We start from the raw sequence: 26,324 nt of genomic DNA on the forward strand, positions 1-26,324 counted from the left end.
CGGCATCGAGGCCGAGGTGATGAACGTCTTCACCGCATGCTCCTTCCAGGACCTGACCGGGCAGCGCACGACCAAGGTCATCAACGCGCTCCGCTACATCGAGCAGCGCGTCGCCGCCCTGATCGCGCTGTGGGGGCTGTCTGAGGCTGACGCCGGAAACCCGCCTCCGGGGCCGCAGGACACGCGGCCGGACGGGCATCTGCTGCATGGGCCGAGCCTGGACGGGATCGACCAGGGCGGGGTCGACCGCCTGATGGCGGGCGCCCCGGCGCAAGCCCGCGCCGGAACCGGCCCCGACGAGGGGCCGGGCAAGGAGCGGGAAGGGGAGCGGGAAGGGGGGCCGGACGAGCGGCCGCCGGGCCTGGACCAGTCGGCCATCGATTCGCTGTTCGGGTGAGCCGTACCTCGAACGCACCGGTGCCGCCCCGCTCCTGCAACATCTGACAAGGTGTGCTCGGCCATATTCTGATATATATTATTGCTGCGTTCCGGTAACGCCATGCCGTGCCGCTCCCGGCACGGGTAACGGAACGACGGGCCTTGCAGACGAACCGGGGGAATCTTGCGGACGAAACGGATCCTGACCCAGGGACGGGCCGGCGCCTCCAGCGCCTGCGCTTCCGAGGGCGACTGTTGCCGGCCGGTGGTGCAGCGGGCCTACAACGAGCTTCGCCGTTTCGGGCAACCGGAACGCTACGCCTTCGAGGCGGCGGTCACGGTGTACCGCTACTACCACCCGGCCGCGGCGATGCCGGACGCGGAGACGGTCGTGTCCCGCTGGGTGTGGGACGGCGTCCGCCACTAGGCCGGAGGACCGCCCCGGCGGCGCGTCAGCTGCCCCGGTAGGTGGAGTAGGACCACGGGCCGACCAGCAGCGGCACGTGGTAGTGGCCGTCCGGGTCGGCGATGCCGAAGCGGATCGGCACGAGGTCGATGAACGCCGGGACGGGCAGGGCGACGCCGAGCCTGCGGAAATGGTCTCCGGCATGGAAGCGCAGCTCGAACACGCCGGCCGCGAGGTCCCCGCCCTGCAGCAGCGGCTCGTCCGTGCGCCCGTCGGCATTGGTCGTCACGGTCTTCACCAGCCTCGTCGCGCCGTCGGTGCCGACGGCGTGAAGCTCGATCCGGAGGCCGCCGGCCGGCCGGCCGTGCGCGGTGTCGAGTACGTGGGTCGTGAGCCGGCCCATGCGGCGTCCTCCTCGTTCCTGCCCCTCAGGGCCGTACCAGGGCTTCCAGGCGGAAGCGGGCGATGCGCGCGACCTGGCCGAGCGCCGTCTCCATCTCGGCCCCCGCGTCGTTGCCGAGGCGCAGCGCGAAGGCGGCCAGGATACTTTCCTTGGTGTGCTCCCTCACGGCGACGATGAACGGGAACCCGAACCGTTCGCGATACGCGCGGTTCAGCGCGTCGAAGCGGGCGGCATCCTCGCGGCCGAGCGCGTCCAGCCCGGCGCCGGCCTGCTCCCCGGTCGAGGCCGTGGTCAGCAGGCGTCGGCGCATCGCCTCGCCGGCCAGTTCCGGATGCGCGCGCAGCAGGGCCAGCCGGTCCTCCGGCGCCGCCGCGCCGACGGCGGCGACCATGGCGCCGTGCAGTGCGTCGAGGCTGGCGAAGGGGCGGGACGGCCACGCCGCGTCCGCCACCCAGGGCGAGTGCTCGAATATGCCGCCGAGCGCCTTGCGGAAGGCGTCCCGGTCCATGGCGTTGATCTCGTCGAGCCCGATCATGGACCAGTGTTAGCGCGCCCGCGCGCCTTGCGCCAGAGGGACGGGCGCCAGAGGGACGGGCGCCGGCCGGCAATCTGTTGCGGCCTCCGGGCGCATGTCCGATACTGGAGGCGATGGCCGTGCGGGCCGCGATGGAGGAAGCATGACGGACTCCGTGCGATTCCTGCTCGGCGACCGCATCGAGACGGTCGCCGCGCCGGACCCGACGACGACGGTGCTCCAATGGCTGCGCCGGAACGGGCGCATCGGCACCAAGGAAGGCTGCGCGGAAGGCGACTGCGGTGCGTGCACGGTCGTGCTCGGCGAGCCGTCGGACGGCACGGTCCGCTACCGCGCCGTCAACGCGTGCATCCTGTTCCTGCCGATGCTCGACGGCCGGCAGCTGCTGACGGTGGAGGACCTGGAGGGGCCCGGCGGCGTGCTCCACCCGGTCCAGCAGGCGATGATCGACGCGCATGCGAGCCAGTGCGGCTTCTGCACGCCCGGCTTCGCGATGTCGCTGTTCGCCCTGTTCCACGACGGTGTTGCCGGCGGGGCTGCCAGCGGGCCGGCGGACGAGGAGGCGATCCAGGACGCGCTGGCGGGGAACCTCTGCCGGTGCACGGGGTACCGCCCAATCCTGGATGCGGCCCGGCGGGTCGCCGGCGGCGGCACCGACCGCTTCACGGCGCATGCGGGCGACGCCGCCGCATGCCTCGCGGCGATCGGGCGCGACCGCGGGCTGTCCTATCGCGCCCCGGACGGCCGGAGCTGGCATGCCCCGCGCAGCCTGGCGGAGCTCGCGCGGCTCGCCGCCGCCCATCCCGATGCCTGGCCCGACGCCTGGCTGGTGGCCGGAGCGACGGATGTCGGGCTGTGGGTGACCAAGCAGCACCGGCGCGCCGACACGCTGATCTGGCTCGGCGAGGTCGGCGAGCTGCGCGGGGTCACGGAAAGGGACGGCTGGCTGGAGATCGGCGCGGCGGCCACGTACCGCCAGGCGTTCCCGGCGATCGCGGCCCGGTGGCCCGGCTTCGGCGCGCTGCTCGGCCGGCTGGGCTCGACCCAGATCCGCAACTCCGGGACGATCGGCGGCAACGTCGCCAACGCCTCGCCGATCGGCGACAGCATGCCGGCGCTGATCGCGCTGGGCGCGCGCGTGGTGCTGAACGCGGGAGGGGCCGCGCGCGAGTTGGCGCTGGAGGATTTCTTCCTCGGCTACCGGAAGACCGCGCTGGCGGCGGGGGAGATCCTGGAGCGCGTCCGGGTGCCGCTCGCCGAACCGACCCATTTCGCGACCTACAAGGTCTCGAAGCGGCGCGACCAGGACATCTCCGCGGTCGCGGCCGGCTTCGCGCTGCGCCTCGACGGCGGCATCGTCGCCGAGGCCCGGCTCGCCTTCGGCGGCATGGCGGCAGTGCCCGCCCGCGCGCCCCATGCCGAACGGGCCCTGGTCGGGCAGCCCTGGACGGCCGACGCCGCGCGCGCCGCGATGGCGGCTCTCGACCGGGACTTCCAGCCGCTGTCGGACATGCGGGCCAGCGCCGGCTACCGCATGCTGGTCGCGCGCAATCTCTTGATGCGCTTCCTGCTCGAGACGACGGGCCGGGGCGAGAGCCTGGAGGCGCTGGCCCATGCGTGACGAAGCGAGCCTCCCCGTGGCACCGGTCAAGGGTGCCGCCGGCACCGCGCTCGCCCATGACAGCGCGCGCAAGCACGTCACGGGATCGGCGCTGTACACCGACGACCTGCCCGAGCTGCCGGGCACGCTGCACGCCCATGTCCTGCCGTCGCCCCGCCCGCACGCCCGCATCCTGCGCATGGACGCCTCGGCCGCGCGCGCGGCGCCGGGCGTCCACGCGGTGCTGACCGCGGCGGACGTTCCCGGCGAGGTCGACATCGGCCCGGTGTTCCCGGGCGACCCGGTGCTGGCGCCGGGGCTGGTCGAATGCGTCGGCCAGGCGGTCGCCGCCGTCGCCGCCGAGACGATCGAGCAGGCGCGCGCCGCGGCCGCGCTGATCGTGGTCGAGTACGAGGACCTGCCGGCGATACTGACCGCCGAGGAGGCGCTCGCCGCCGGCAGCTTCCTGTCGCCGCCGGGAGTGATGCGGATCGGCGACGCCGCGGCCGGCATCGCCGCCGCGCCGCGCCGGCTCGCCGGCACGTTCTCGATCGGCGGGCAGGACCATTTCTATCTCGAGGGCCAGGTCGCCTACGCCCAGCCGCGCGAGGACGGCGACCTGCTGGTCTACAGCTCGACCCAGCACCCGTCGGAGGTCCAGCACCTGGTCGCCAAGGTGCTCGGCAAGCCGGACGCCCAGGTCACGGTCGAGGTGCGGCGCATGGGCGGCGGCTTCGGCGGCAAGGAGACCCAGCCGGCCCTGATCGCCTGCATCGCGTCCCTCCTGGCCGATGCGACCGGCCGGCCGGTCAAGTACCGGATGGACCGCGACGACGACATGACGATGACCGGCAAGCGTCACGACTTCCTCGTGCGCTACGAGGTCGGCTTCGACGAGCGCGGCCGCATCCTCGGGATCGTGCTGGACCTGGCCGCGCGCTGCGGCATGTCGGCCGACCTGTCCAACGCGGTCGTCGACCGGGCCATGTTCCACGCCGACAACGCCTATTTCCTCGGCAACGCCGTCGTCACCGGGCATCGCTGCAAGACCAATACCGTCAGCAACACCGCGTTCCGAGGCTTCGGCGGGCCGCAGGGCATGGCCGCCATCGAGTACGTCGTCGACGAGATCGCGCGCAGCATCGGCCGCGACCCGCTCGACGTGCGCTGGGTCAACCTCTACGGCCGGTCCGACCGCAACGTCACCCACTACCATCAGCGGGTCACCGACAACATCCTGCCCGAACTGCTGGACGAACTGGAGACGTCGAGCGGCTACCGGTTCCGCCGCGCCGAGATCGACGCCTTCAATGCCGGCCACGCCGTCCTGAAGAAGGGGCTGGCGCTGACGCCGGTGAAGTTCGGCATCAGCTTCACCGCGACGCACCTGAACCAGGCGGGCGCCCTGGTCCACGTCTATGCCGACGGCAGCGTCCAGCTCAATCACGGCGGGACCGAGATGGGGCAGGGGGTCTACGTCAAGGTGGCGCAGCTCGTCGCGTCCGAGTTCCAGATCGACCTGGAGCGCATCCGGATCACGGCGACGACGACGGGCAAGGTGCCGAACACCTCGCCGACCGCCGCCAGCTCGGGCACCGACCTGAACGGCGCCGCGGCGATCGACGCGGTGCGCCAGATCCGCAACCGCATGATCCTGTTCCTGGCCGAGCATTACCGGACGGCCCCGGAGCGGGTCGTCTTCCGGGACAACCGCGTCCTGGTGGCCGGCGAGGCGCTGACCTTCGCCCAGGCCTGCCGCCTGTGCTACATGAACCGCGTCCATCTCAGCGCGGCGGGCTTCTACAGGACGCCCAAGATCTGGTGGGACCCTAAGGAGGCGCGCGGCCGGCCGTTCCTCTATTACGCCTACGGCGCCGCGGCGACCGAGGTGCTGGTGGACACGCTGACGGGCGAGTACCGCTTCGTGAGGGCGGACATCCTCCACGACTGCGGCACCAGCATCAATCCCGCGATCGACACCGGCCAGGTCGAGGGCGGCTACGTCCAGGGCCTGGGCTGGCTCACGATCGAGGAGCTGTGGTGGGACGCCGGCGGACGGCTGCGGACCCATGCGCCCAGCACCTACAAGATCCCGACCGGCCGGGACGTCCCGATCGACCTGCGCGTGCGGCTGGTCGCCAACCAGCCGAACCGGGAACGGGTCGTCCACCGGTCCAAGGCGGTCGGCGAGCCGCCGCTGATGCTGGGGATCGGCGGCTGGCTCGCGCTCAAGGACGCGGTCGCCGCCGTCGGCGGCCATCGCCTGCCCGTGCATCTCGACGCGCCGGCGACGCCGGAGCGCGTCCTGCTCGCCTGCGAGGACCTGCGCCGCCGCATCCCGGCCGCGAGCGCGCCGGCCGGCCCCGCCATGGACCGGTGAGGGTGCCGCCATGGCCGGCGACTGGCTGAGCGCGCTGCTGGCCTGCCGCGACGGCGGCGAGGCGGCGGTCCTGGTGACGGTCGCGGCCTGCGAGGGCTCCGCCCCGCGCGAACCGGGGACGAAGATGGTGGTCACGGCCGCGCGCCAGCACGGCACGATCGGCGGCGGCACGCTGGAGCACCGCGCCGTGCAGCAGGCGCGCCGCATGCTGCGGGACGGCGCGCGCGTCCCGGCCTTCGAGGACCTGCCGCTCGGCCCGGCGCTCGGCCAATGCTGCGGAGGACGCGTGACGCTGATGTTCGAGCCGGTCGTGCCGCCGTCTTCGACGCTCTACCTGTTCGGCGCCGGGCATGTCGGGCGCGAGGTGGTCGACGTGCTGTCCGGCCTGCCGGACCTCCGCATCGTCTGGGTCGACGGCCGGGACGAGCAGTTCCCGGCCGACCTGCCCGGCGGGGTGCGCCGGGTGGTCAGCGAGCTGCCGGAGGCCGAGGCGCTCGAAGCGCCGGCCGGCAGCGCGTTCCTGGTGATGACCCACAGCCACGATCTGGATTTCCGCCTGGTCGAGACGGTGCTGAGGCGCGGCGGGCATTCCTGGCTCGGGCTGATCGGCAGCGCGACCAAGAGGGCGCGCTTCCTGCGCCGGCTGGAGGCGCGGGGGCTGGACGCGCAGGGCCTGGTGTGCCCGATCGGGGTCGAGGGCATCCGCGACAAGCATCCGCGCGCCATCGCGATCGCCGTCGCGGCGCAGGTCCTGCAGGCGCTGGCCCCGGCCGCTGCCCCAGTCTCGGCCCCGGGTCCCGCGCCCGGCCGGGAACCAACCCGCCAGGGTTCGTGTTGAGCCGATCGTCCGGACTTTTCCCAAAGAACGAGGTTTTCCCGTGCGGCATCACGATGGTCGAGACGACTACATGAACGTCCAGGGTGTCGAACGTTGGGCTTCGATCCTCGGCGGCGGCGCGCTCGCCGCGGCCGGGATGCGCCGCGGGTCCACTCTCGGCACGCTGATGGCGCTGGCGGGCGGCGTCGTGCTCGCGCGCGGGATCATGGGCCACTGCGCCGTCAAGGCGATGATGATGGACCAGCCCCGCGAGCAAGGGGGCGGTACGGGGATCGAGACCGACCAGTTCCGCGAGCGCGACGGCTTCGAGGGCCGGACGGTGGCGCGGGACCGCGAGGCGGAGCGGCGCGACCGGCCCTGGAACAAGGTCGACGAGGCCTCCGACGAGTCGTTCCCGGCGAGCGATCCGCCGAGCTACAACCCGACCACGATCTGAGACCACGGCACCGTCGGGGAAGGGCGGCTCCGTCGCCGGAGCCGCCGCCAGGATTCAGAGGCCGAGCACGTCCTCCGTGCGGGCGTAGTCGAGGCCGTGGGCCTCGGCGACCGCTTGGTAGGTGACCTTGCCTTCGTGGACGTTGAGCCCCTCGCGCAGATGGACGTCGTCGGCGAGCGCGCGGCGGTAGCCCTTATCGGCGAGCGCCAGCGTGAACGGCAGCGTCGCGTTGTTGAGGGCGAAGGTCGAGGTGCGCGCGACGCCGCCCGGCATATTGGCGACGCAGTAGTGGACGACGTCGTCCACGACGTAGGTCGGCTCCGCATGGGTCGTGGGGCGCGACGTCTCGAAGCAGCCGCCCTGGTCGATGGCGACGTCGACGACCACCGCTCCCCGCTTCATGCGGGCGACCATGTCGCGGGTCACCAGCTTGGGCGCCGCGGCGCCGGGCAGCAGGACCGCACCGATCACCAGATCGGCGTTGAGGACGTGCTCCTCGATCGCATCGACGGTCGCGTAGATCGTGTTCAGCATCGCGCCGAACTGCAGGTCCAGCTCCTTGAGGCGCTGGAGCGACTTGTCCACCACCGTGACATGGGCCTCGAGCCCCATGGCCATGCGGGCGGCGTTCGTGCCGACCACGCCGCCGCCCAGGATCACCACCTTGGCCGCCGCGACGCCGGGCACGCCGCCCAGCAGGACGCCACGGCCGCCCTGCGCCTTCTCCAGGCAGTGGGCGCCGGCCTGGATCGACATGCGGCCCGCGACCTCGCTCATGGGGGCGAGCAGCGGCAGGCCGCCGCGCGCGTCGGTCACGGTCTCGTAGGCGATGGCGACGCAGCCGCTCTCCTGGAGGAGGCGGGTCTGCTGCTCGTCCGGCGCCAGGTGGAGATAGGTGAACAGGATCTGGCCCTTGCGCAGCATCCGGCATTCGGCGGGCTGCGGCTCCTTCACCTTCACCACCATCTCGGCCCGCGCGAAGACGTCGGCGGCATCGGGCACGATCTCCGCGCCCGCGGCGGCGTAGTCCCCGTCGTCGAGGCCGATCGAGTGCCCGGCCCCCGCCTGCACCAGGACCTGGTGGCCGTGATGGATCAGCTCGCGCACCGAACTCGGGGTCAGGCCGACGCGGTACTCGTGGTTCTTGATCTCCTTGGGGACGCCGACGAGCATGATGACTCCTTGGAATGATTCCTGCTGCCGACGGTCGCCGTCGGACGGTTCGTCGGGACCATAGCAGAAACCGCCGACAGGCACAGTCCTGCCACACTGTTGCGGCTACGTTGCGCTGCAACAATTCCGGCTGTGACAGTTCCGGGACTGGAACGGCAAAAGCAGGCCGGGTCCTCCGGAATATCCGTTCGCCACGACGACATCACGCCACCATCGGACGGCGCGAGGCGGCGGAGCGGTATCCGGCCGCCCATCCGCCACCGATGCCCCGGCGACCGGAATCATCGAATTCGAGGAGAATCGGGTCACTCAAGGCGTTGGGGCGGCCTGCTCGGGAACGAGCCACTCGACCCGGGCGCCGCCCTCCTCGGCGCCAAGCGCGGCGTGCAGGGCAGGGAGCACCGTCGCCAGCGTCCCGTCGAGGCGCCAGGGCGGGTTCACCAGCACCATGCCCGAGCCGTTCAGCCGCTGATGCGTGTCCTCGCGATGGATCGTCAGCTCGGCCAGGAGGATGCGCGGAACGCCGGAGGCTTCCAGGGCGTCGTGGAAGCGCCATACGGCCGGCCGGTCCTTGATCGGATACCACAGGGCCTTGATGCCGGCCGGCCAGCGCCGATGGGCGAGGGCCAGCCCGGCGACGAGCTGGTCGAACTCGTCCGGCGTCTCGAAAGGCGGGTCGACGAGGACGAGGCCGCGCCGCTCGGCCGGAGGCAGATGGGCCTTCAGGGCCAGGTAGCCGTCCATGTGATGCACCGCCGCCTGCCGGTCGTGGGCGAACTCCCGCTTCAGTGCCGCGGCGTCCTCGGGATGCAGCTCGGCCAGGACCAGCCGGTCCTGGGGCCGCATCAGCGCGCGCGCGAGGCGCGGCGATCCCGGATAGTGGCGCAGCCCGCCGCCGGCGTTCAGGGCCTCCACCGCCTCCAGATAGGGCGAGAGGTCCGGCGGCAGCGCCGCGCGCTCGCGCATCAGGCGCACGATCCCGCGCTCCGCCTCGCCGGTCCGGGTCGACGGGCCCGAGGCGAGGTCGTAGCGGCCGGTGCCCGCATGCGTGTCCAGCACGCAGTAGGGCGCCGGCTTGGCCCCGAGGTGCCGGAGAATCAGCGCGAGGACCGCATGCTTCATGACGTCGGCGAAGTTGCCGGCGTGAAAGGCGTGTCTGTAGTTCATGCCCGCTGGCTGAGGTGAATGGGTCGGAACGTGTGATCCGTACCCCAGATTGGGTCCGCCCCTTCAGAAAAAAAACGGGCCGCCGAGCGACCAGATCGCCAGGCAGCCCGTCGCCCGGGGGGTCGGACCTCTGTGCGGCCGTCAATACATGTGGTCGGCCGACGCAATCTGCCGATTGCGGAATTTCTGGCGCGTCTCCGGCGCGATGCCGGGCGCGGTGCCGTCCGGGCAGTGGGCCGCGTCCAGGATGGAGGCCCCCTCGGCGGCGAGAGCGGAGAGATTGCCGTGCACCTTGCAGACATAGGCGAGGCGCTGCCGCTGGGAGCCGCCCTGGTAGCGGGCCACCGCCTTCGTCCAGCTTCCCGTCTCGATCCTGAGCCGCTTCAGGTAGCGCGCGGCGTAGAAGACGTTGGCCCTGGGATCGAGGATGCGGTCGACCGGCTTGAAATGTTCCTTGTGGTACGTGAGCGAGATCTGCATGCAGCCGACCATCACGTTCTTGCGGAGCCGTCCGGCCGGGTCGCGCAGATGCGCCCGCGCTTCCTCGCGGCTCGCGGCCATCACGGGGCGGCCGCCGACGTTGAGCGCGTAGGGCTGGGGGACGCCGCCCATGCCGCTCTCGACCAGCGCGATGGACAGCAGCAGTCCCGGGGGGAGGTCGTGCTCGCGCTCGGCCTCGATCGCGTAGTCGGTGCACTGGGCGGCTTGCGAGGGGGAGGCCTGGAAGAGGATCGCGACCATCAAAGCCGCCGAGGCGATCGCCGCGCGAACTCGAAGATGCGCCGTACGCGCAGTCTCCACCATCTTCCATCCCTCCTGCGTACGCCCGCTTGCGCGCGGGCACCGTGCCGGACTGCACGGATTTGAACACCGGTCGCCGATACGTGTACGGCGGCCGCCTCCTAGAAGAACGATCACGATGCGCGGGAATGCAGCATCTCCCGAAGATGTCCCAGAATTTGTCCTTACCGTCAACGGCGTTGCGGAGGTGTTGCCAAATCGGAAGGGGAGGCCATTGCTCTTCGGCGGTAACCGTCGCATATAGCTGCCGCAGCTTCACCCGGACGCCCAACGTGATCGACACGCCGTACGGCTTCATGCCCTCGGATGCCGAATCGGCTGTCGCCGACGGCACCCCCACCCCCACCTCCACCAATGTCCAGATGTCCCCGGGCGAGGCCGCCCTCGCCGAAGCCCGCGCGCTCCGCGACGCCGGGCTGACCGCCGCGGCGGAGCGCCGGCTGCGCGACGCGCTGGCGGCCGATCCCGGCCACGCCGAGGCCCATGGCGCGCTGGCCGAGCTGTTCGAGGACGACGGGCACGCGGCGGCCGCGGCGGAGCAGTTCGGCCGGGCCGCCGCGCTGGACGCCGGCCGGACCGACTGGCTGCGCGGGCAGGCCCGGACGCTGGCGCTGGCCGGGCGGCCGGAAGAGGCGGTGGCCGCGTGCCGCGAGCTGCTGGCCCGGCGGCCGGATTCGGCGGCGGCCCACCGCGAGACGGCGCGCCTCCTGCTGCAGCTCGGCTCGGCCGGCGAGGCCGCCGGCCATCTGCGCGAGGCCCTGTTCCTGGACCCCTTCGACGTCGACACCGCCGTCCGGCTGGGCGAGGCGCTGCTCGCGGCGGGCGAGCCGGTCGCCGCGATCGAGGCGGTCCAGCCGGCGCTGCGCCGCGATCCCGACCGGCCGGAAGCCCTGGTGGCGGCCGCGCGCTGCTGGATCGCGCTCGACGAGCCGGCCAAGGCCGAACGCCTGCTCCACCGCGCGCTCGCGGCCGATCCCGAGGACCGGGCCGGCGCGGGGCCGGTGCTGGCGGGCCTTGCGGCCGTGCCCGCCGGCGCGCTCTCGAGGAGCTATGTCCGGGCGCTGTTCGACGGGTATGCCGACCGGTTCGAGGAACATCTCACCGGCCGGCTGCAGTACCGCGCACCCGAGGTGCTGCGCGAGATGGTCGACCGGGCGGTGCGCGGGCTGCCCCCGGAGGCCGGGCGCCGCGGGTTTCCCGGCGCGGTGCTGGACGTCGGATGCGGCACGGGGCTCGCCGGGCCGGCGTTCAGGGACCTGGCGTCGAGGCTGCACGGCGCCGACCTGTCGCCGCGCATGGTCGCCAAGGCGGCGGCGCGCGGCGTCTACGACCGGGTGGACGTCGCGGAGTTCCACGACGCGCTGGCGGCCGAACCCGGCGCCTGGGACCTCGTGGTCGCCGCCGACGTCCTGGTCTATCTCGGCGATCTGGGTTCCGTCCTCGCCGCCGTCGCCGGCGGCCTGGCGCCCGGCGGGCTGTTCGCGGCCACGGTGGAGACCTGGGACGGTGACGGATGCCGCCTCGGCCCCTCGCGCCGGTACGCCCATGGCGAGGACCACGTCCGGCAGCGGGCCGCCGCCGCCGGGCTGGAACCGCTGCTGGTCGAGCCGGTATCGGTCAGGACCGAGCGGGGGGCGCCGGTGCCCGGGCTGGCACTGGTGCTGCGCCGGGCGGCCTGATCGGCCCTCTCGTCAGCCTTCCGGGCGGGGTGGCGGCGGGACGATGCGGACGAGACGGTCCGTCTCGCCCTCCACATGCCATTGCGCGGCCAGCGCGCCGTCGTCCCGGAACAGGATCTCGAGCCAGTTGCGCATCCTGATGAAATGCCGCCCGCTGCCGGGGAGCGGCACCATCTCGATCGTCAGGCCGTCGCGGATCGTCTCCACTCCCCGGGCCAGCCGCTCCAGGATCTCGACATAGACCCGCGACGGCGCTGGATGGGCGATGCCGGAGGAGGTGAGCTGCCAGATCTGGTGCCCGGGCCCCCGGATCACAGCCGAATAGCCGAGATGAACCTCGCCCGAGAGGACGGTGACCCGGACGCGCCGGCGCACCGCGTGGTCGCCGAGCAGACGCAGCAGGCGCAGCCATTCGCCCTCGTGCGCGTAGCTGCGCCACTGGTCCCGCAGGTCGTCCTCGAGCCGCATCTGGCCCGGCAGGGCATTGGCCAGGCGCTCCACCGCGTTCAGGTTCACGAAGGCCAGCGGGACGCCCGACATCAGGAGCAGGTGGCGCACGCCCGACAGCCGGTCGAGCCAGCGCGGCAACTCGCTCCAGCTCCGTTCCGACAGGATCCGGTCGGGCCGCCGCTCGCTGCGCAGGTCGAGGGCCAGCAGGCCGACCCCGCCCATCCGGAAGCCCTGGGTGAAGGTGCCGATCCCGGCCCCCCAGCAGCTCTCCGCGGGCACGGCCGGGTCCATGGCGACCTGGAACAGGCTGAAGCATTGCCGCGCCACTCCGTACACGCCCCGGAACACCGGGCTGTCGAGCCGGTCCTCGGGATGGGAGCCCCATCCGTCGAAGATGTCGTGGTCGTCCCACATCATCACCGAGGGCACGGAGGCGAGGAGGGCGGCGATCTCCGGCTGGCGCCAGAGCCGCAGGTACAGGCCGACGTAGAAGTCCTCCACCTGCTCCGCCATGGACGGGGTGAAGGGCGCCGTGAGGCGGTCGCGCGCGGGCAGGGACCGCCAGGCGACGAGGGACGGGCAGTCGGTCCAGACGGCGTCGGCGTAGAGCTGGTCGCCGCCGTGAAGGAGGAGGTGGTAGGGCCGGGTGCGATGGCGGCCGAACAGATGCGCCCAGCGGGCGTTGCGGAAACCCGGCTGGGCGAACGCCCCCTCGTCCTCGGCGCCGTTGCACGACGCGAAGGCGAAGCGCGGCGGTTCGGAGAGCCCCGGCACGGCGACGTAGTGCCGCTCGCCGCCCGCGAGGCCGTAGCCGACCCGGGTCTCGCCCGCATCCTGCGGCACGGAGAAGTCGTAGATCCAGAAATCCCGGTCGCGGTGGCGGGCGAGATGACGCGGCCTGGCCGCCGGCGGGCCCCCGTCCACCGTCAGGGCCGGCGGCGGCTCGTCCCCGCGCTCCAGGACGTAGAGGGCGGACGCGTGCCAGTCCCCGCCCCCGGTTCCGCGGAAATGGAGGACGGGTCCCAGCAGGGGAGCGATGTCGCGTCGTCTCGTGATCGGATATGCCATCGGCCGTTCTGCTCAGGGTCCCGTCCCGAGATGGGCGGACAACCCTCCGGAAGGAAGGGAGGCCCACGGAAGGAAGGAAAGTGGTGGTGGCGTCGCTGGTCTCCCATGCCATACCCGAGGCTTGCCAGAATCGCCGGTGGAGTGCCAGATTGCGGCCATGCCCGAGAAATTGAAAACATCCGAGCCGAGCACCCCTCTCGGATTTGGCGAGTTCGTGGCCCTCATCGCCCTGATGATGGCGCTTACCGCGCTCGCGATCGACATCATGCTGCCGGCGCTGCCGGAGATCGTCGGCGCCCACGGGGTCACCGAACCGAACGACCGCCAGCTCGTCGTGACGGCCTACCTGATCGGCTTCGCGGCCGGGCAGCCGTTCCACGGCCCCCTGTCCGACCGCTTCGGCCGCAAGCCGGTCCTGACGGTGGGGCTGCTGATCTTCGCCGTCGGCGCCGCCGCGGCGATCGTCGCGCCCAGCTTCGCCTGGATGCTGGCCGCACGCGCCCTCCAGGGATTCGGCGCCGCCGCGCCGCGGGTGGTCGCCATCGCCGTGATCCGCGACCGCTTCGCCGGCCGGGACATGTCGCGGGTGATGTCCTTCGTGATGATGGTGTTCATCATCGTGCCGGTGCTGGCGCCGACGCTGGGCGAGGGCATCGTCCGGCTCGGCTCCTGGCCGTGGATCTTCGCGGCCCTGCTCCTCGTCTCGCTCCTGGCGCTGGGCTGGGCGGCGCTGCGGCTGCCGGAGACGCGGCCGCCGGAAGACAGGGAGCCGCTGTCGGGAGCGCAGCTCCGTGCCGCGCTGGCGCAGGTCGTCGGCACGCGCAAGACGCTGGGCTACACGGTGGCGCTCGGGTTCATGTTCGGCACGCTGATGAGCTACATCGGCAGCGCGCAGCAGATCTTCGTCGACGTCTACGGCCTGGGCGAGCTGTTCCCGCTGATGTTCGGCGCCGTCTCCTCGGTCGTGGCGCTCGCGGCGTTCACCAATTCGCGGCTGGTCGGGCGCCTGGGCATGCGGCGCGTGTCGCATCTGGCCCTGCTCGGCTTCGTCGCGGCCTCGGTGCTGACCGCCGTCGCCGGGTTCCCGGGGCATCCGCCCCTGGCGGCGTTCGTGGCGTTCCTCGCCGTCTCGTTCTACTGCTTCGGCCTGGTCGCGCCCAACTTCAACGCGCTGGCGATGGAGCCGATGGGCCGGGTGGCCGGCATGGCGTCCTCCTTCATGGGCTTCTACACGACCGCCGCCGGGGCGTTCTTCGGCTGGCTGGTCGGGCAGGCCTTCGACGACAGCGTCCGCCCGCTGACGGTCGGCTTCGCCGCACTCGGCGTGCTGACGCTGGCGTGCGTGCTGTGGACCGAGGGCGGCAGGCTGATGCGGACCCGCGAAGAGGAGACGGCGGTGCCGCGGGCCGGCTGAGGCCGGCCCGCCGGTCACCCCCCGGCCGGCTGACGCCGGCCCGCCGGTCACGCCCGGCCGCTCAAGCCTTTTGCTCCCAGCCGCCCCGTTCGGTCTGCTGCCAGTAGCTCAGCTCGTGGCCGCCGTCCTTCCAGTCCTTCCAGCGCTGGCGGGCGTCGGCGACGGCCGCAGGGTCGTTGCCGTCGAACAGGTCGCAGATCCGCTCGTATTCCCCGGCGAGGCCCGTCCGGGCGCCGTCCGTCAGGAACAGCACGTTCGCCCGGTTCGGGTTCTCGTCCCGGTCGGTGAGCCACACCGGCTGCAGGTCGGCGTCGCCCTCGGACGCGGTGCCGTGCGGCAGGAAGCTTTCCTTCCTGTAGCTCCAGAGGTGCTGGTTCAGCACCTCCACCCGCTCCGGCGAGCCGGCCATCACCACGGCCCGCCAGCCCCGCTCGAGCGTCATCTCGAGCATCTGCGGCAGCACGTCCTCGAGCGACCTGCGCAGGAGGTGATAGAAGCGGACCTCGCTCATGCCTCGCAGGTATCGGCCACGAACCGGTCGAGCAGCCGCACGCCGTAGCCGGTGCCGCCCTTCGGGGTGATGGGCGCGTCCTTCTTGGACCAGACGACGCCGGCGATGTCCAGGTGGGCCCATGCGGTCCCGTCCTCGACGAAGCGCTTCACGAACGCCGCGCCGACCGAGCTGCCGGCGTTGCGGTCGCCGCTGATGTTCTTCACGTCCGCGGCATCGGAGTTGATGGCCTTGTCGAGCGTGTCGGCGATCGGCATGCGCCACAGCTTCTCGCCGGTGAGGCGCCCGGCTTCGAGCAGGCGGCCGGCGAGCTCGTCGTCGTTCGAGAACAGCCCCCCGTACTCAGTGCCCAGCGCGATGATGATCGCGCCGGTCAGGGTGGCCACGTCGATCACCATGCGGGGCTGGAACGTGCGATGGGTGTAGGTGAGGGCGTCGGCCAGCACCAGACGGCCTTCGGCGTCGGTGTTCAGCACCTCGATCGTCTGGCCGGACATGCTGGTCACGATGTCGCCCGGACGCTGCGCCGTGGCCGAGGGCATGTTCTCGACCAGCCCGACCACGCCCACGACGTTCGCCTTCGCCTTGCGTCCGGCCAGTGTGCGCATCAGGCCGACGACGGCACCGGCGCCGGCCATGTCCCATTTCATCTCTTCCATGCCTTGGGCGGGCTTGATGGAGATGCCGCCGGTGTCGAAGGTGACGCCCTTGCCGACGAAGGCGACGGGCCGGGCGTCGGCGGCGTCGGGAGCGCCCTTCCAGGTCATGGTCACCAGGCGCGGCGGGCGGGCGCTGCCCTGGGCGACGCCGAGCAGCGCCCCCATGCCCAGCTTCTTCATCCGCTTCTCGTCCAGGACGTCGACCTCGACGCCCAGCTCGGCCAGTTCCCGGCACCGGTCGGCCAGGGTCTCCGGGTAGAGGATGTTGGCCGGCTCGCTGACGAGGTCGCGCGTCAGGAACACTCCTTCGGCGACCGCGTCGAGGCGCGCCATCAGCTTCTTCGCCGCCTGGTGGCCGGCCGTGTGCAGCGTCAGCTTCTTCAGGCTCGGCCTGTCCTCCTTCTTCTCCTTCGTCCGGTACTTGTCGAAGCGGTAGGAACGCAGCCGGGCCCCGAAGGCGATCTCGGCCGCGGCGGCCTCCGGCTTGAGGGCGGGGATCTCGGGCAGGTCGACCAGGATCGCGGCTTCGGTGCTGCGCGCGAGGCTGGCGTAGGCCGTGCCGCCGGCCTCCTGCAGCGCCCGGTCGTCGATCTTGTCCGCGGGGCCGATCCCGACGATCAGGATCCGCTCCAGGTCCAGCTCCGCGGGCGGGAAGACGCTCAGGACCTCGCCCGGCTTGCCGGCGAAGCGGGCGGCGGCCATGGCCCGGGCGAGCATCCCTCCGGTCCGCTGGTCGAGGTCGGAGCCCACGGGACCGAGGCGGCGCTCCTGCGTCGCGAGGATCGCGATCGAGCCGGACTTCGGAAGGGACGGATCGGAGAAACTGAGCTTCATGTCGTTTCCTTCTGCGTGATGCCCGCGAGGCGGCACATGGCGGCGGATGGGTTGTCTCCGACGCCAAGAATGGATAAAGAACGGCGTCACGACGCTGTCAAGCCAATGCCGTCCGCCTCCTTTGCGCCACGGTTGGGTAAGATGGTCGGCGGGCGGCTGCATGCCGCCGGTACCAGCTCGGCCGGGAGGACCCCTCGGCCGCGGCTCCGGCACAGGGGGCCCGCTCCGGCCAGGTCAACGCGCTCATGAATCGTCTGTCGCTCTACCTGCTGCGCCACCTGATGGTCGCGATGCTGTTCGTCACGGCCGGATTGACGCTGATCATCTGGCTGACCCAGGCGTTGCGCCTGCTCGAGGTCGTCGTCGACGGCGGCGCGCCGGTCGGCCTGTTCCTGAAGCTGATGCTCGTCACCCTGCCGACCTTCCTGGCCGTCGTCCTGCCGATCACGCTGCTCGCGGCGATCCTGTTCACCTACAACCGGCTGACCATGGACAGCGAGCTGCTGGTGATGAGGGCCGCCGGCGTCGGCCCGGTGGCGCTGGGCCGCCCGGCGCTGCTGCTCGGCATCGCGGTCACGCTCGCCTGCTATGCGCTGACGCTGGAGGTCGCACCCTGGGCCAACCGGGAACTGGTGCGGATGGAGCGGCTGGCGCGCAGCAGCTACTCGACGGTCTTCCTGCGCGAAGGCGTGTTCAACGACGTCGGCGACGGGCTGACCATCTACATCCGCCGGCGCCGCCCCGACGGCGAGCTGGAAGGCCTGCTGATCCACGACACGCGCGTCCCGGGAAAGCCCGCGACCGTCATGGCCGAGCGCGGGGCGACGGTCGAGGGGGACGCCGGGACGAGGGTCGTCGTCTACAACGGGCATCGCCAGGAGGTCGACCTCGCGACGGGGCGGATGTCCCGGCTCCTGTTCGACAGGTACGCGGTCGACCTGCAGGTCTTCGAGCCGGAGTTCGCGTCGCGCGTCCCCGACCCCCGCGAGCGGAGCGTCGGCGAACTCCTGGACGCGCGGGACGATCCGGCAGCGCTCGGTATGGATGCGTCGCGCCTGTCGTCCGAGCTGCACCAGCGGCTGACGGCGCCGCTGGCCGGGATCGGCTTCGCGGTGATCGCGCTCGCGGCGATGCTGACCGGGGAGTTCAACCGCCGCGGCCAGTCGCGCAAGGTGCTCGGCGCGGTGCTGGCGGTCGTCCTGCTCCAGAGCGCCGGGCTGGGAGCGGCGAACGTCGCGGCCAACCGGCCGGGCATGGTGCCGCTGCTGTACGTGCTCGCCGTTCTGCCGACGCTCGCGGGGGGCTGGATGCTCCTGCGCGGCGGCGCGCTGCGCACGCCGCTGCGCCGTCAGGCCGGCCGTCCCGCCGGAGCCGCGCCATGAGGATGTCGCCGACGCTGTCGGCCTATATCGGCCGGCAATTCCTTTTGTGGTTCGCGGGCATGATGCTCGCGATCCTCGCGATCGTCTTCCTGCTCGACACGGTCGAGCTGCTGCGCCGCGCGGCCGGAAAACCGGATGCGACGTTCTGGGTCGTCGTGCGCATGGGGCTGTTCAAGCTGCCCGCGATGGCGCAGGAGGCGTTCCCGTTCATCGTCCTCTTCAGCGCGATGTTCACCTTCTGGCGCCTGACGCGCAGCCAGGAGCTGGTCGTGGCGCGTGCGGTCGGGGTCTCCGCCTGGCAGTTCCTGGCGCCGGTGCTGGTCCTCGCCCCCCTGATCGGGGCGTTCCAGATCACCGTGGTGAACCCGGTCGGCTCGGTGCTGGTCGCCCAGTTCGAGAGGATGGAGGACCGCTACCTGCGCGGCCGGGCGAACGAGCTCGCGGTCGCCCGGTCGGGCCTGTGGCTCAGGGAGGTGACCGATGAAGGCCAGTTCCTGGTCCATGCCGGCTCGGTGACGCCGGGCTCGCAGGAACTGAGGGACGTGGTGATCTTCGAGCTGGAGGGGGACGAGGAGTTCGTCTCGCGGGTGGATGCCCCTTCCGCGACCCTGGAGGACGGCTACTGGGTGGTGCGCGACGGCTGGTACAACCGCCCCGACCATCTGCCGGAACTGCTGGCGGAGCACCGGGTGCCGACCGACCTGACCTTCGCGAGGATCGCGGAGAGCCTCGCCCCGCCCGAGACGATGTCGTTCTGGGAACTGCCCGGCTTCATCGCGACGCTCGAGGCGACGGGGATCTCCGCGGTGCGCCACCGCCTCCACTACCAGTCGCTCCTGGCGCAGCCGGTGCTTTTCTGCGCCATGGTGCTGTTCGCCGCCGCGTTCTCGTTGCGTCAGACCCGCCGGGGGGGCACCCTCCTGATGGTGGCGGGCGGGGTCGTGACCGGCTTCGTGCTCTTCCTGCTGTCCGACGTCGTCCTCGCCTTCGGGGTCTCGGAGACGATCCCGGTGCCGATGGCCGCCTGGGCTCCCGCGGCCGCCAGCCTGCTGATCGGGATCGCGGCCCTCCTGCATCTGGAGGACGGATGACGACCGTGGTCCCGTGCCGAAGAACCGAACCTGCAAGCGCCGAAAGTATCCGATGATGCACGCACATTTCCTCCATCGCACGCTGCGCGCCTGCACCGCCGTGCTGGTCGCCGCCACGGTCCTCGCGGCAGCGCCGGCGCTCGGCCAGTTCTCGCCGCGCCAGCCGGCCCCCGCGCAGGGCCCCCAGGCACCGGCTCCCCAGGCAGCTCCCCAGGCGGCTCCCCAGGCGGCTCCCCGGGCGGTACCAAGGGCGCCGGCTCCCCAGGCGGCGCCCAGGGCGCCGGCCCCGGCCGCCGCTCCCGCGGCACCGGACTCTCCGGCGTTTTCCCAGGGCGGGCAGCTGGTCACGCGGATCGCCGCCGTCGTCAACGACGACATCATCTCGCTGACGGACATCCAGGGACGCCTCCAGCTCGCGCTGTTCTCGTCCGGCCTGCCGGACACGCCCGAGACGCGCCAGCGGCTCGGCGGGGCGGTCCTGCGCACGCTGATCGACGAGCGGCTGCAGCTGCAGGAGGCGGAGCGCGCCAGCATCAGCGTCTCGGAGCGGGAGATCGAGGAGGCGCTCGGGCGGATCGCGCAGCAGAACGGCACGGACCTGGAGAGCCTGAAGCGGACGCTCGCCGAGCGGGGCGTCCCGCTTTCGAGCCTGGAGGCGCAGGTCCGCGCCGGCATCGCCTGGGCGAAGCTGGTGCAGCGGCGCCTGCGCCAGCAGGTCGAGATCGGCGACGAGGAGATCGACCTGGTGCTGGAGCGCCTGCGGGCCAATGCCGGCAAGCCCGAGTATCTCGTCGGCGAGATCTTCCTCGCGGTCGATTCGCCCGACCAGGAGCCGGAGGTCCGCGCGCTCGCCGAACGCCTTTTCGACCAGATCTCCGGCGGGGCGAACTTCCCGGCGGTGGCGCGCCAGTTCTCGCAGTCCGCGGGCGCCGCCAACGGGGGGGACATCGGCTGGGTCCTGCCGGGCCAGCTTCCCGAGGAGGTGGACCAGCAGCTGCGCGCGATGCGCCCGGGACAGCTGTCCCGGCCGATCCGCAGCGTCGGCGGCTACCACATCCTGCTGGTCCGCGACCAGCGGACCGTCACGGCCGGCGATCCCCGGGCGGTCGAGCTGTCGCTGAAGCAGGTCTTCGTCCCGCGCGAGCCGGGCATGGACGATGCCGCGCTGCAGGCCCGGGCGGCCGGGCTGCGGGCGGAACTCGCCGGCTGCGAGGCGATGGACGCCAGGGCGGCCGCCTCCGCGGACGGCGTCTCCGGCGATCTCGGCACCGTCAAGGCCGGCGACCTGCCGCCGCAGATCGCCGAGGTGGCGCTCGGCCTCCAGGTCGGCGAGCCGAGCCCGCCGCTGTTCAGCGACCAGGGGGCGCTGATCTTGATGGTGTGCTCCCGCAACGCCCCCGAGACCGGGGCCGAGCAGCGCGACCAGATCCGCGAGGCGCTCGGCGCCCAGCGCCTGGACATGCTGCAGCGCCGCCTGCTGCGCGACCTCCGGCACGCCGCCTTCGTGGACGTGCGCGTGTGAGCGCAGGTGTGAGCCCACGTGTGAGCCCACGGCCGCTCACCCTCACTCCGCCGGGGTCGGCGGGATGAGCCGGATCGACGCGCTGCCGCCGCTGCGCGAGGTGATCGCCCGGCACGACCTGGGTGCGCGCAAGGCGCTGGGCCAGAACTTCCTGCTCGACCTCAACCTGACCCGCCGGATCGCGAGGGCCGCCGGCGACCTGTCGGGAGTGACCGTGGTCGAGGTCGGGCCGGGCCCGGGCGGGCTGACGCGCGCGCTGCTCGACACCGGGGCGGCGCGGGTGGTCGCGGTCGAACGCGACCTGCGCTTCATCGCGGCGCTGGACGACCTCGTCGAGGCGGCGGAGGGGCGGCTGGAGCTGGTACGGGCGGACGCCCTGGAAGTCGATGCCGTGGCGCTGGCACCGGAACCGCGCGCGGTGGTCGCCAACCTTCCCTACAACGTCGCGACCCCGCTGCTGATCGGCTGGCTGAAGCGGATCGAGGCGTTCCGCAGCCTGACGCTGATGTTCCAGAAGGAGGTCGCCGACCGGCTGGCCGCCGCTCCCGGCGGCAAGGACTACGGGCGGCTGTCCGTGATCGCCCAGTGGGCGGCGGAGGTCCAGCCGATGTTCAACCTGCCGGCCCAGGCGTTCACGCCGCCGCCGAAGGTGATGTCGACGGTCGTCCAGCTCCTGCCCCGCAGGGAGCGGGAGCCGGCGGAGTGGAGCGCGATGGAGGCGGTGACGGCGGCCGCGTTCGGCCAGCGCCGCAAGATGCTGCGCCAGAGCCTGAAATCCCTGGGGGATGCCGAGGCGCTGGCGGCTGCGGCCGGGCTCGACCCGACGGCGCGCGCAGAGGTGGTCCCGGTGGCAGGCTACGCGGCGCTCGCCCGGGCGTGGCGGGCAGGGAGCCGGGAGGACCCGGGGGAGCACGCGACGCAGAGAGGGACCAAGCGCCGGTAGGGCTGGATGATCCCGCCTTTCGGTATCAGGCCCGGTTTCCGGCCGCGTCCGCCGCTTCGAAATGAGCCAACTGATCCCGGCGGGCCTTCTGGAAAGCCGGGCGGCTGCAAGCGCGCGCGACGTAAGCCTTGAGAGCGGCGTAGCTCTCCAACTCGCCCAGATCGCCTGGAATGCGAAGGACGTCGGACATGAGGATGTCGGCGATCGTGAAGCGCGACGCCGCCAGCCACTCCCTCTGCGTCAAGACCGCCTCCAGCCGGTCGAAGCGCTGCTTCATCCAGCCTGCGAGGGGATTCTCCGCCGTTCCGGAAATCTTGATGAACCACCAGGGCACGGTGACCATCTCGACCGAGTTCAGCCCGGCGACGAGCCATTGCAGGGTATCGGCTCTCCCTTCGGCGTCGCGGGGCATCAGCGCCTCGCTCTTCTCCGCCAGATGCAGCAGGCACGCGCCGCTTTCAAAGAGCCGGAAATCGCCGTCGTCGAGGAAGGGAACCTGCCCGAAAGGCTGCCTTGCGAAATGCTCCGCCCCGCGATCGCTCAACGGAACGGATGCAACGGCATACTCGATGCCCGCCTCCTCGAGCGCCCAACGGAGCCTGAGATCACGCACATATCCGCGCGGGCCATCCGGCACCCAGTCGTAGGTCCAAACCGTCACTCGTTCCGGCATCCGATAGTCTCCTCAGCGGTCCGGTTCGACAATAGCATGCCGCCGCCCGTGGTCGAGACGGCGTAGATCGGACCCCTCGGGGCAATCGCTTGAGGTGGGGCCGAGGCCTTGAGCGATGGCGTGGGGGTTTGTGGGGGTTTGTGGGGGTGGTGTGGGGGTGGGGACGGAAGGCGTGGTGGGAGGGGTGTTTAGGGCTCGTACTCACAGTTGAGAATTCCCTCTCCCATGCAATGGGAGAGGGAGGGGCCCGCCGCGTCAGCGGTGGGAAGGTGAGGGTCGGGCGGCGGGAAACGGCTTTTGGGGCGAGAGCGCGCAGCCCTCACCCTTGTGTGTCTTCGCAGTGGTAGATTGAGGATGCCGGGGGTGGGGCATGCCCCACCCCCGGCGCGGCCGGCCGACCGTTCACCCTCAGGTACTCGTGTGACAGCGAAGCCGTTTGGGAGCCAGGTCACCGGCCGTCCATTCGCCCCACCCGAACAGTTGCCCGGGGCACCACCCCCGAACAAGCAAGGCAGGGACCCGCGGATTATGGCACTTCCTCTCCTCTTTGTCGGCATCGACGTGTCCAAGGACTGGCTCGATGTCTGGTGCGCCGCGTTGGAGCGGACGCTGCGCGTCGCCAACAGCCCGGCCGGCTGGAGCGACCTGCTCGGCCGGCTCGCCGAACTCGGCCCGTCCTGCGGCCTGATCGTCGCCTTCGAGGCGTCGGGCGGCTACGAGCGCGGCCTGCGCGCCGCCCTGCTCGAGGCCGGCGTGCCGGTGCGCAAGCTCAACCCGCTACGCGTGCGCCTCTATGCCCGCAGCCTCGGGCGCAACGCCAAGAACGACCGCCTCGATGCCCGCATGATCGCGCGCTACGCCGAGGTGGCCGAGACCCGTCCCGAAGTCCTCGAGCCGGCGCGCGAGCGCCTGGCGACGCTGGTCGGCCACCGGCGCCGCCTGGTCGACGAGCGAACCGCCATCTCCAACCAGAGCGGCCTGCTCGACCTGCCCGAGCTGCGGGCCCAGAACCGGGCGCGCCTCGACCTGCTCGCCCGCCAGATCGACGAGGTCGAGGCGATGATCGCCGACGCCCTCACCGGCAGCCCGGACTTCACGGCCAAGCTCCGGCTGCTCAAGACCCTCAAGGGCGTCAAGGACGTCACCGCCGCCACCCTGGTCGCCCTGCTGCCCGAACTCGGCACCCTCAACCGCCGCCAGATCGCCGCCCTGGTCGGCCTCGCCCCCTTCGACCACGACAGCGGCTGCGGTGCGGGCCCCTCCCTCTCCCGTTGCACGGGAGAGGGGTAATTCTACTTGCGGCGGGCCATCGACTTTAAGGCGCGGCGCTCGCGACGGTTCAATTGGGGTTCGGGGTCGACGGCCGACGGCAGGAGGGTGGCCAGGTCGAGGTCGTCGAGGATCGGGGCGGGGGTGGGCTTGACGGGCTCGATCGCGGGCAGGCGGCCGTTGCCCTTGCCGTTCATGCCGTGCAGCTGCATCAGACGGTCGATCGCGCGCAGCGCATGGCCGGTCTGGCCGTTGGCGATCGAATGCTCGACCAGGTGGGACAGCCACGCCTCCAGGCGTTCGAACATGGCGGCGTGGCCGGCCTCGCGGGCGGCGGACAATGTGGCCACGCGCTCGCCCATGCCGGGCTCGGCCAGCAGCGTCTCGCCCGCGGCCGGGTCGGCGTAGCCGATCATGCGGGCCGCGGTGGCGGGAGTGGCGCCGTTGGCGACCAGGCGGCAGAACAGTTCCTGGCGGGGGTCGAGCGTCACGGGCCTGCTCCTTCCGATCGGGGAAGGACAATTTGGAACAAAATAGGAACTAAGTCAAGGGGCGACCGATCAGCCGCCCGGCACGTCGTCGCGGGTGCGCTGGAGGTGCTCGACGAATTCCGGGAGCCCGATCTGGCGGTGGCGCTTCAGGCGCTCCACCTCGATGATGCCCTGCACGGTGGCGAGCGTCTCGTCCATGTCCTCGTTGATGAGGACGTAGTCATACTCGTTCCAGTGCGAGATCTCCTCCGGCGCCTTCTGCATGCGGCGGGAGATCACCTCGTCGCTGTCCATGGCGCGGGCGCGCAGGCGCCGGTACAGCTCGCCATAGGACGGGGGCAGGATGAAGATCGAGATCAGGTCCTCGCGCGCGTTGGCGACGAGCTGGCGGTGCCCCTGCCAGTCGACGTCGAACAGGACGTCGCGCCCCTCGGCGAGCCGCTCCTGCACGGGGGCGGCGGGCGTGCCGTAGAAATTGTCGAAGACCTGGGCATGTTCCAGCAGCCCGCCCTCGTCGCGCAGGTGCTCGAACTCCTTGCGGTCGATGAACACGTAGTCGATCCCGTCCGATTCGTTCTTCCGGCGCGGGCGCGTGGTGACCGAGATCGAGAGCACGATGTCGCGGTCCAGCAGCAGCAGCTTGCGCGAGATCGTCGTCTTGCCCGCCCCGGAGGGCGAGGACAGCACGATCATCATGCCGCGCCGCCTGCCGCTGCCGATCGTCGGGCGCTGGAACTTGATCTGGGGGCGCGTCAGCATCAGGACGTCCGTCATTCGATGTTCTGCACCTGCTCGCGCAGCTGCTCGATCGAGGCCTTCAGCGCAAGCCCGATCCGGGTCAGCTCGACGTCGGCGGATTTCGAGCACAGCGTGTTGGCCTCCCGGTTGAACTCCTGGCACAGGAAGTCGAGCTGGCGGCCGATGGCGCCGCCGCGGGCCAGCAGGTCGCGGGCGGCGGCGACATGGGCGACCAGCCGGTCCAGCTCCTCGCGCACGTCGCCCTTGGAGACGATCAGCGCGGCCTCCTGGGCCAGCCGGTCCTCCGGCAGGGCCGGGACCGCGTCCAGGAGGGCGGCGAGCTGGCCGCGCAGGCGCTCGCGCAGCGCCGCCGGCTGGGCCGCGGCGGTCCCGGCGGCGGCGCGGACCAGGCGTTCGATCTCGGCGAGGTGGTTGGACAGGACGGTGATCAGCCGCGCCCCTTCGGCGAGCCGGGCGTCGGCGAGCCGGTCGAGCGCCTGGTCGAGCGTGGTCAGCATCGCGGCCTCGACTTCCGAGCGCTGCTCGTCGGTCTCCGGCTCCTCCACGGTCTCGATGACGCCGCGCACGGCGAGCAGGCCGTCGACGCGCGCCGGTGCGACGCCGGCGGCCGCGACCTCGCGCGAGAGTGCCACGAGCTGGTCGAGCAGGTCGCGGTTGATGCGGTACTGCGTCGCGGCGTTCTGGCGCAGCACCGAGAGGTTCACGGAGACGCTGCCGCGCTTGAGGCGGGCCGCCACGGCCGTCCGGATCTGCTGGTCGATCTGGTCGAACCCCGACGGCAGGCGGGAGCGGACGTCGAGGTTGCGGCCGTTGACGCTCTTGATCTCGAAGGTCCAGGAATGGGCGCCGGCGGCGCCGTCCGACCGCGCGAAGCCGGTCATGCTGGACACCGAGCCGGCGGTATCGGATTTTGCCCTCAACTGAGCCTCTCTCGCATGCAGGTGGGCCCTTATAGACCCAGAGGGGCGTTCCCAACAAGCGGCCGTGCCCGCCCGGGAGTCTCAGAAGGGGCAGTCGCCGGAGAGGCGGAGAGGGGAGCCGATGCGAAATCCGAAGACCATCCTGATCACCGGCGCGTCGAGCGGGCTGGGCGCGGCGCTGGCCCGGCACTATGCGGCGCCGGGGATCGTCCTCTTGCTGACCGGCAGGAACCCCGAACGCCTGGACGCGGTCGCGCGGGACTGCACGGCGGCCGGCGCCGACGTCCGGTCCACGGCCGCGGACGTCACCGACCGGGATTTCCTGGCGGACTGGCTGCCGCGGATGGACGCGCGCGCGCCGATCGACCTCGCGATCGCGAACGCCGGCATCTCGGCCGGCACGGGCGGCGAGGGGGAGAGCCCGGAGCAGGCGCGCCGGATCTTCGCGACCAACCTGGACGGCGTGCTCAACACCGTCCACCCGCTGCTGCCGGCGATGCGCGCGCGCCGGCGCGGCCAGATCGCGCTGATGAGCTCGCTCG

Annotated in this window: 25 protein-coding genes and 1 pseudogene; 14 read left to right on the forward strand and 12 right to left on the reverse strand. The window is 71.8% G+C overall.

The features are described 5' to 3' along the window. Positions 1-397, forward strand: a pseudogene (locus VGO20_RS05290) (protein phosphatase CheZ); the annotation flags it as partial. Positions 398-562: 165 nt separating this feature from the next. Next, the gene (locus VGO20_RS05295) at positions 563-805 is read left to right on the forward strand and encodes a hypothetical protein (protein WP_327501256.1); all 243 of its coding nucleotides are present in this window, start codon (positions 563-565) and stop codon (positions 803-805) included. Positions 806-830: 25 nt separating this feature from the next. Here VGO20_RS05295 and uraH read toward each other — a convergent pair whose 3' ends face one another. Then, positions 831-1,187, reverse strand: coding sequence for a hydroxyisourate hydrolase (gene uraH / locus VGO20_RS05300; RefSeq protein WP_327501257.1), 357 nt, complete (start codon positions 1,185-1,187; stop codon positions 831-833). Between the two features lie 25 nt (positions 1,188-1,212). Then, complete coding sequence (uraD, locus tag VGO20_RS05305) at positions 1,213-1,722, reverse strand: 2-oxo-4-hydroxy-4-carboxy-5-ureidoimidazoline decarboxylase (protein WP_327501258.1); 510 nt, start codon at positions 1,720-1,722, stop codon at positions 1,213-1,215. A 142-nt stretch (positions 1,723-1,864) separates the two neighbouring features. Between uraD and xdhA the strand changes: the two genes are divergently transcribed. The 4 genes from xdhA (at position 1,865) to VGO20_RS05325 (ending at position 6,976) form a co-directional block, all read left to right on the forward strand. Next, positions 1,865-3,343, forward strand: a complete 1,479-nt coding sequence (gene xdhA, locus VGO20_RS05310) for a xanthine dehydrogenase small subunit (RefSeq protein ID WP_327501259.1) — start codon at positions 1,865-1,867, stop codon at positions 3,341-3,343. After that, on the forward strand, positions 3,336-5,702 hold the full coding sequence (xdhB, locus tag VGO20_RS05315; protein WP_327501260.1) for a xanthine dehydrogenase molybdopterin binding subunit: 2,367 nt from the start codon (positions 3,336-3,338) through the stop codon (positions 5,700-5,702). Before xdhA ends, xdhB begins: the two co-directional genes overlap by 8 nt. A gap of 10 nt (positions 5,703-5,712) precedes the next feature. Continuing rightward, positions 5,713-6,540, forward strand: coding sequence for a xanthine dehydrogenase accessory protein XdhC (gene xdhC / locus VGO20_RS05320; RefSeq protein ID WP_327501261.1), 828 nt, complete (start codon positions 5,713-5,715; stop codon positions 6,538-6,540). Positions 6,541-6,610: 70 nt separating this feature from the next. Beyond that, positions 6,611-6,976, forward strand: a complete 366-nt coding sequence (locus VGO20_RS05325) for a YgaP-like transmembrane domain (protein WP_327501262.1) — start codon at positions 6,611-6,613, stop codon at positions 6,974-6,976. A 54-nt stretch (positions 6,977-7,030) separates the two neighbouring features. Here the strand turns inward: VGO20_RS05325 and ald are convergent, their stop codons facing one another. The 3 genes from ald to VGO20_RS05340 all read right to left on the reverse strand — a co-directional run bounded on the left by ald (position 7,031) and on the right by VGO20_RS05340 (position 10,120). Continuing rightward, positions 7,031-8,149: an alanine dehydrogenase gene (gene ald / locus VGO20_RS05330; protein ID WP_327501263.1), complete on the reverse strand. Its 1,119-nt coding sequence runs from the start codon at positions 8,147-8,149 to the stop codon at positions 7,031-7,033. Positions 8,150-8,458: 309 nt separating this feature from the next. Further along, positions 8,459-9,316: a 23S rRNA (adenine(2030)-N(6))-methyltransferase RlmJ gene (locus VGO20_RS05335; RefSeq protein ID WP_327501264.1), complete on the reverse strand. Its 858-nt coding sequence runs from the start codon at positions 9,314-9,316 to the stop codon at positions 8,459-8,461. Positions 9,317-9,457: 141 nt separating this feature from the next. Then, complete coding sequence (locus VGO20_RS05340) at positions 9,458-10,120, reverse strand: transglycosylase SLT domain-containing protein (RefSeq protein ID WP_327501265.1); 663 nt, start codon at positions 10,118-10,120, stop codon at positions 9,458-9,460. A gap of 269 nt (positions 10,121-10,389) precedes the next feature. Here VGO20_RS05340 and VGO20_RS05345 point away from each other — a divergent pair, with 269 nt between their 5' ends. Continuing rightward, positions 10,390-11,796 carry a tetratricopeptide repeat protein gene (locus VGO20_RS05345; RefSeq protein ID WP_327501266.1) on the forward strand — a complete coding sequence of 469 codons (1,407 nt, stop codon included), beginning with the start codon at positions 10,390-10,392 and terminating at the stop codon, positions 11,794-11,796. 12 nt (positions 11,797-11,808) lie between these two features. Here VGO20_RS05345 and VGO20_RS05350 read toward each other — a convergent pair whose 3' ends face one another. Further along, complete coding sequence (locus tag VGO20_RS05350; protein ID WP_327501267.1) at positions 11,809-13,314, reverse strand: alkaline phosphatase D family protein; 1,506 nt, start codon at positions 13,312-13,314, stop codon at positions 11,809-11,811. 214 nt (positions 13,315-13,528) lie between these two features. On the opposite strand from VGO20_RS05350, the gene VGO20_RS05355 reads away from it, so the two are divergent. Further along, positions 13,529-14,728, forward strand: coding sequence for a multidrug effflux MFS transporter (locus VGO20_RS05355; protein ID WP_327501268.1), 1,200 nt, complete (start codon positions 13,529-13,531; stop codon positions 14,726-14,728). A gap of 61 nt (positions 14,729-14,789) precedes the next feature. Here VGO20_RS05355 and VGO20_RS05360 read toward each other — a convergent pair whose 3' ends face one another. Next, positions 14,790-15,239, reverse strand: coding sequence for a DNA polymerase III subunit chi (locus VGO20_RS05360; protein ID WP_327501269.1), 450 nt, complete (start codon positions 15,237-15,239; stop codon positions 14,790-14,792). After that, positions 15,236-16,732, reverse strand: coding sequence for a leucyl aminopeptidase (locus tag VGO20_RS05365; protein ID WP_327501270.1), 1,497 nt, complete (start codon positions 16,730-16,732; stop codon positions 15,236-15,238). The genes VGO20_RS05360 and VGO20_RS05365 overlap by 4 nt, the downstream gene beginning before the upstream one ends. 245 nt (positions 16,733-16,977) lie before the next feature. On the opposite strand from VGO20_RS05365, the gene lptF reads away from it, so the two are divergent. The 4 genes from lptF to rsmA all read left to right on the forward strand — a co-directional run bounded on the left by lptF (position 16,978) and on the right by rsmA (position 21,670). Then, a complete protein-coding gene (lptF, locus tag VGO20_RS05370; protein WP_327501271.1) occupies positions 16,978-18,114 on the forward strand; it encodes an LPS export ABC transporter permease LptF in 1,137 nt (378 codons plus the stop codon). Next, positions 18,111-19,205, forward strand: a complete 1,095-nt coding sequence (gene lptG, locus VGO20_RS05375) for an LPS export ABC transporter permease LptG (RefSeq protein WP_327501272.1) — start codon at positions 18,111-18,113, stop codon at positions 19,203-19,205. Before lptF ends, lptG begins: the two co-directional genes overlap by 4 nt. Positions 19,206-19,257: 52 nt before the next feature. Next, positions 19,258-20,727, forward strand: a complete 1,470-nt coding sequence (locus VGO20_RS05380) for a peptidylprolyl isomerase (protein ID WP_327501273.1) — start codon at positions 19,258-19,260, stop codon at positions 20,725-20,727. Between the two features lie 64 nt (positions 20,728-20,791). After that, positions 20,792-21,670, forward strand: a complete 879-nt coding sequence (gene rsmA / locus VGO20_RS05385) for a 16S rRNA (adenine(1518)-N(6)/adenine(1519)-N(6))-dimethyltransferase RsmA (RefSeq protein WP_327501274.1) — start codon at positions 20,792-20,794, stop codon at positions 21,668-21,670. A 25-nt stretch (positions 21,671-21,695) separates the two neighbouring features. Here rsmA and VGO20_RS05390 read toward each other — a convergent pair whose 3' ends face one another. Further along, complete coding sequence (locus VGO20_RS05390; RefSeq protein WP_327501275.1) at positions 21,696-22,343, reverse strand: glutathione S-transferase family protein; 648 nt, start codon at positions 22,341-22,343, stop codon at positions 21,696-21,698. A gap of 528 nt (positions 22,344-22,871) precedes the next feature. On the opposite strand from VGO20_RS05390, the gene VGO20_RS05395 reads away from it, so the two are divergent. Next, positions 22,872-23,633, forward strand: coding sequence for a transposase (locus VGO20_RS05395; RefSeq protein ID WP_327501276.1), 762 nt, complete (start codon positions 22,872-22,874; stop codon positions 23,631-23,633). A 2-nt stretch (positions 23,634-23,635) separates the two neighbouring features. Here VGO20_RS05395 and VGO20_RS05400 read toward each other — a convergent pair whose 3' ends face one another. The 3 genes from VGO20_RS05400 to VGO20_RS05410 all read right to left on the reverse strand — a co-directional run bounded on the left by VGO20_RS05400 (position 23,636) and on the right by VGO20_RS05410 (position 25,743). Continuing rightward, positions 23,636-24,103 (reverse strand): hypothetical protein, encoded by a 468-nt coding sequence (locus VGO20_RS05400; RefSeq protein WP_327501277.1) that lies wholly within the window; start codon positions 24,101-24,103, stop codon positions 23,636-23,638. A gap of 69 nt (positions 24,104-24,172) precedes the next feature. Continuing rightward, entirely contained in the window at positions 24,173-24,862 is a 690-nt protein-coding gene (gmk, locus tag VGO20_RS05405) for a guanylate kinase (RefSeq protein ID WP_327501280.1), read from the reverse strand. A gap of 11 nt (positions 24,863-24,873) precedes the next feature. After that, the gene (locus VGO20_RS05410; protein WP_327501278.1) at positions 24,874-25,743 is read right to left on the reverse strand and encodes a YicC/YloC family endoribonuclease; all 870 of its coding nucleotides are present in this window, start codon (positions 25,741-25,743) and stop codon (positions 24,874-24,876) included. Positions 25,744-25,903: 160 nt separating this feature from the next. Here VGO20_RS05410 and VGO20_RS05415 point away from each other — a divergent pair. Further along, on the forward strand, positions 25,904-26,324 hold a 421-nt coding region (locus VGO20_RS05415; protein ID WP_327501279.1), incomplete at its 3' end, for an SDR family NAD(P)-dependent oxidoreductase.

Source organism: Arenibaculum sp. (genome assembly GCF_035998295.1).
In the GTDB taxonomy this organism is placed as follows: Bacteria; Pseudomonadota; Alphaproteobacteria; order Azospirillales; family Azospirillaceae; genus DASYHS01.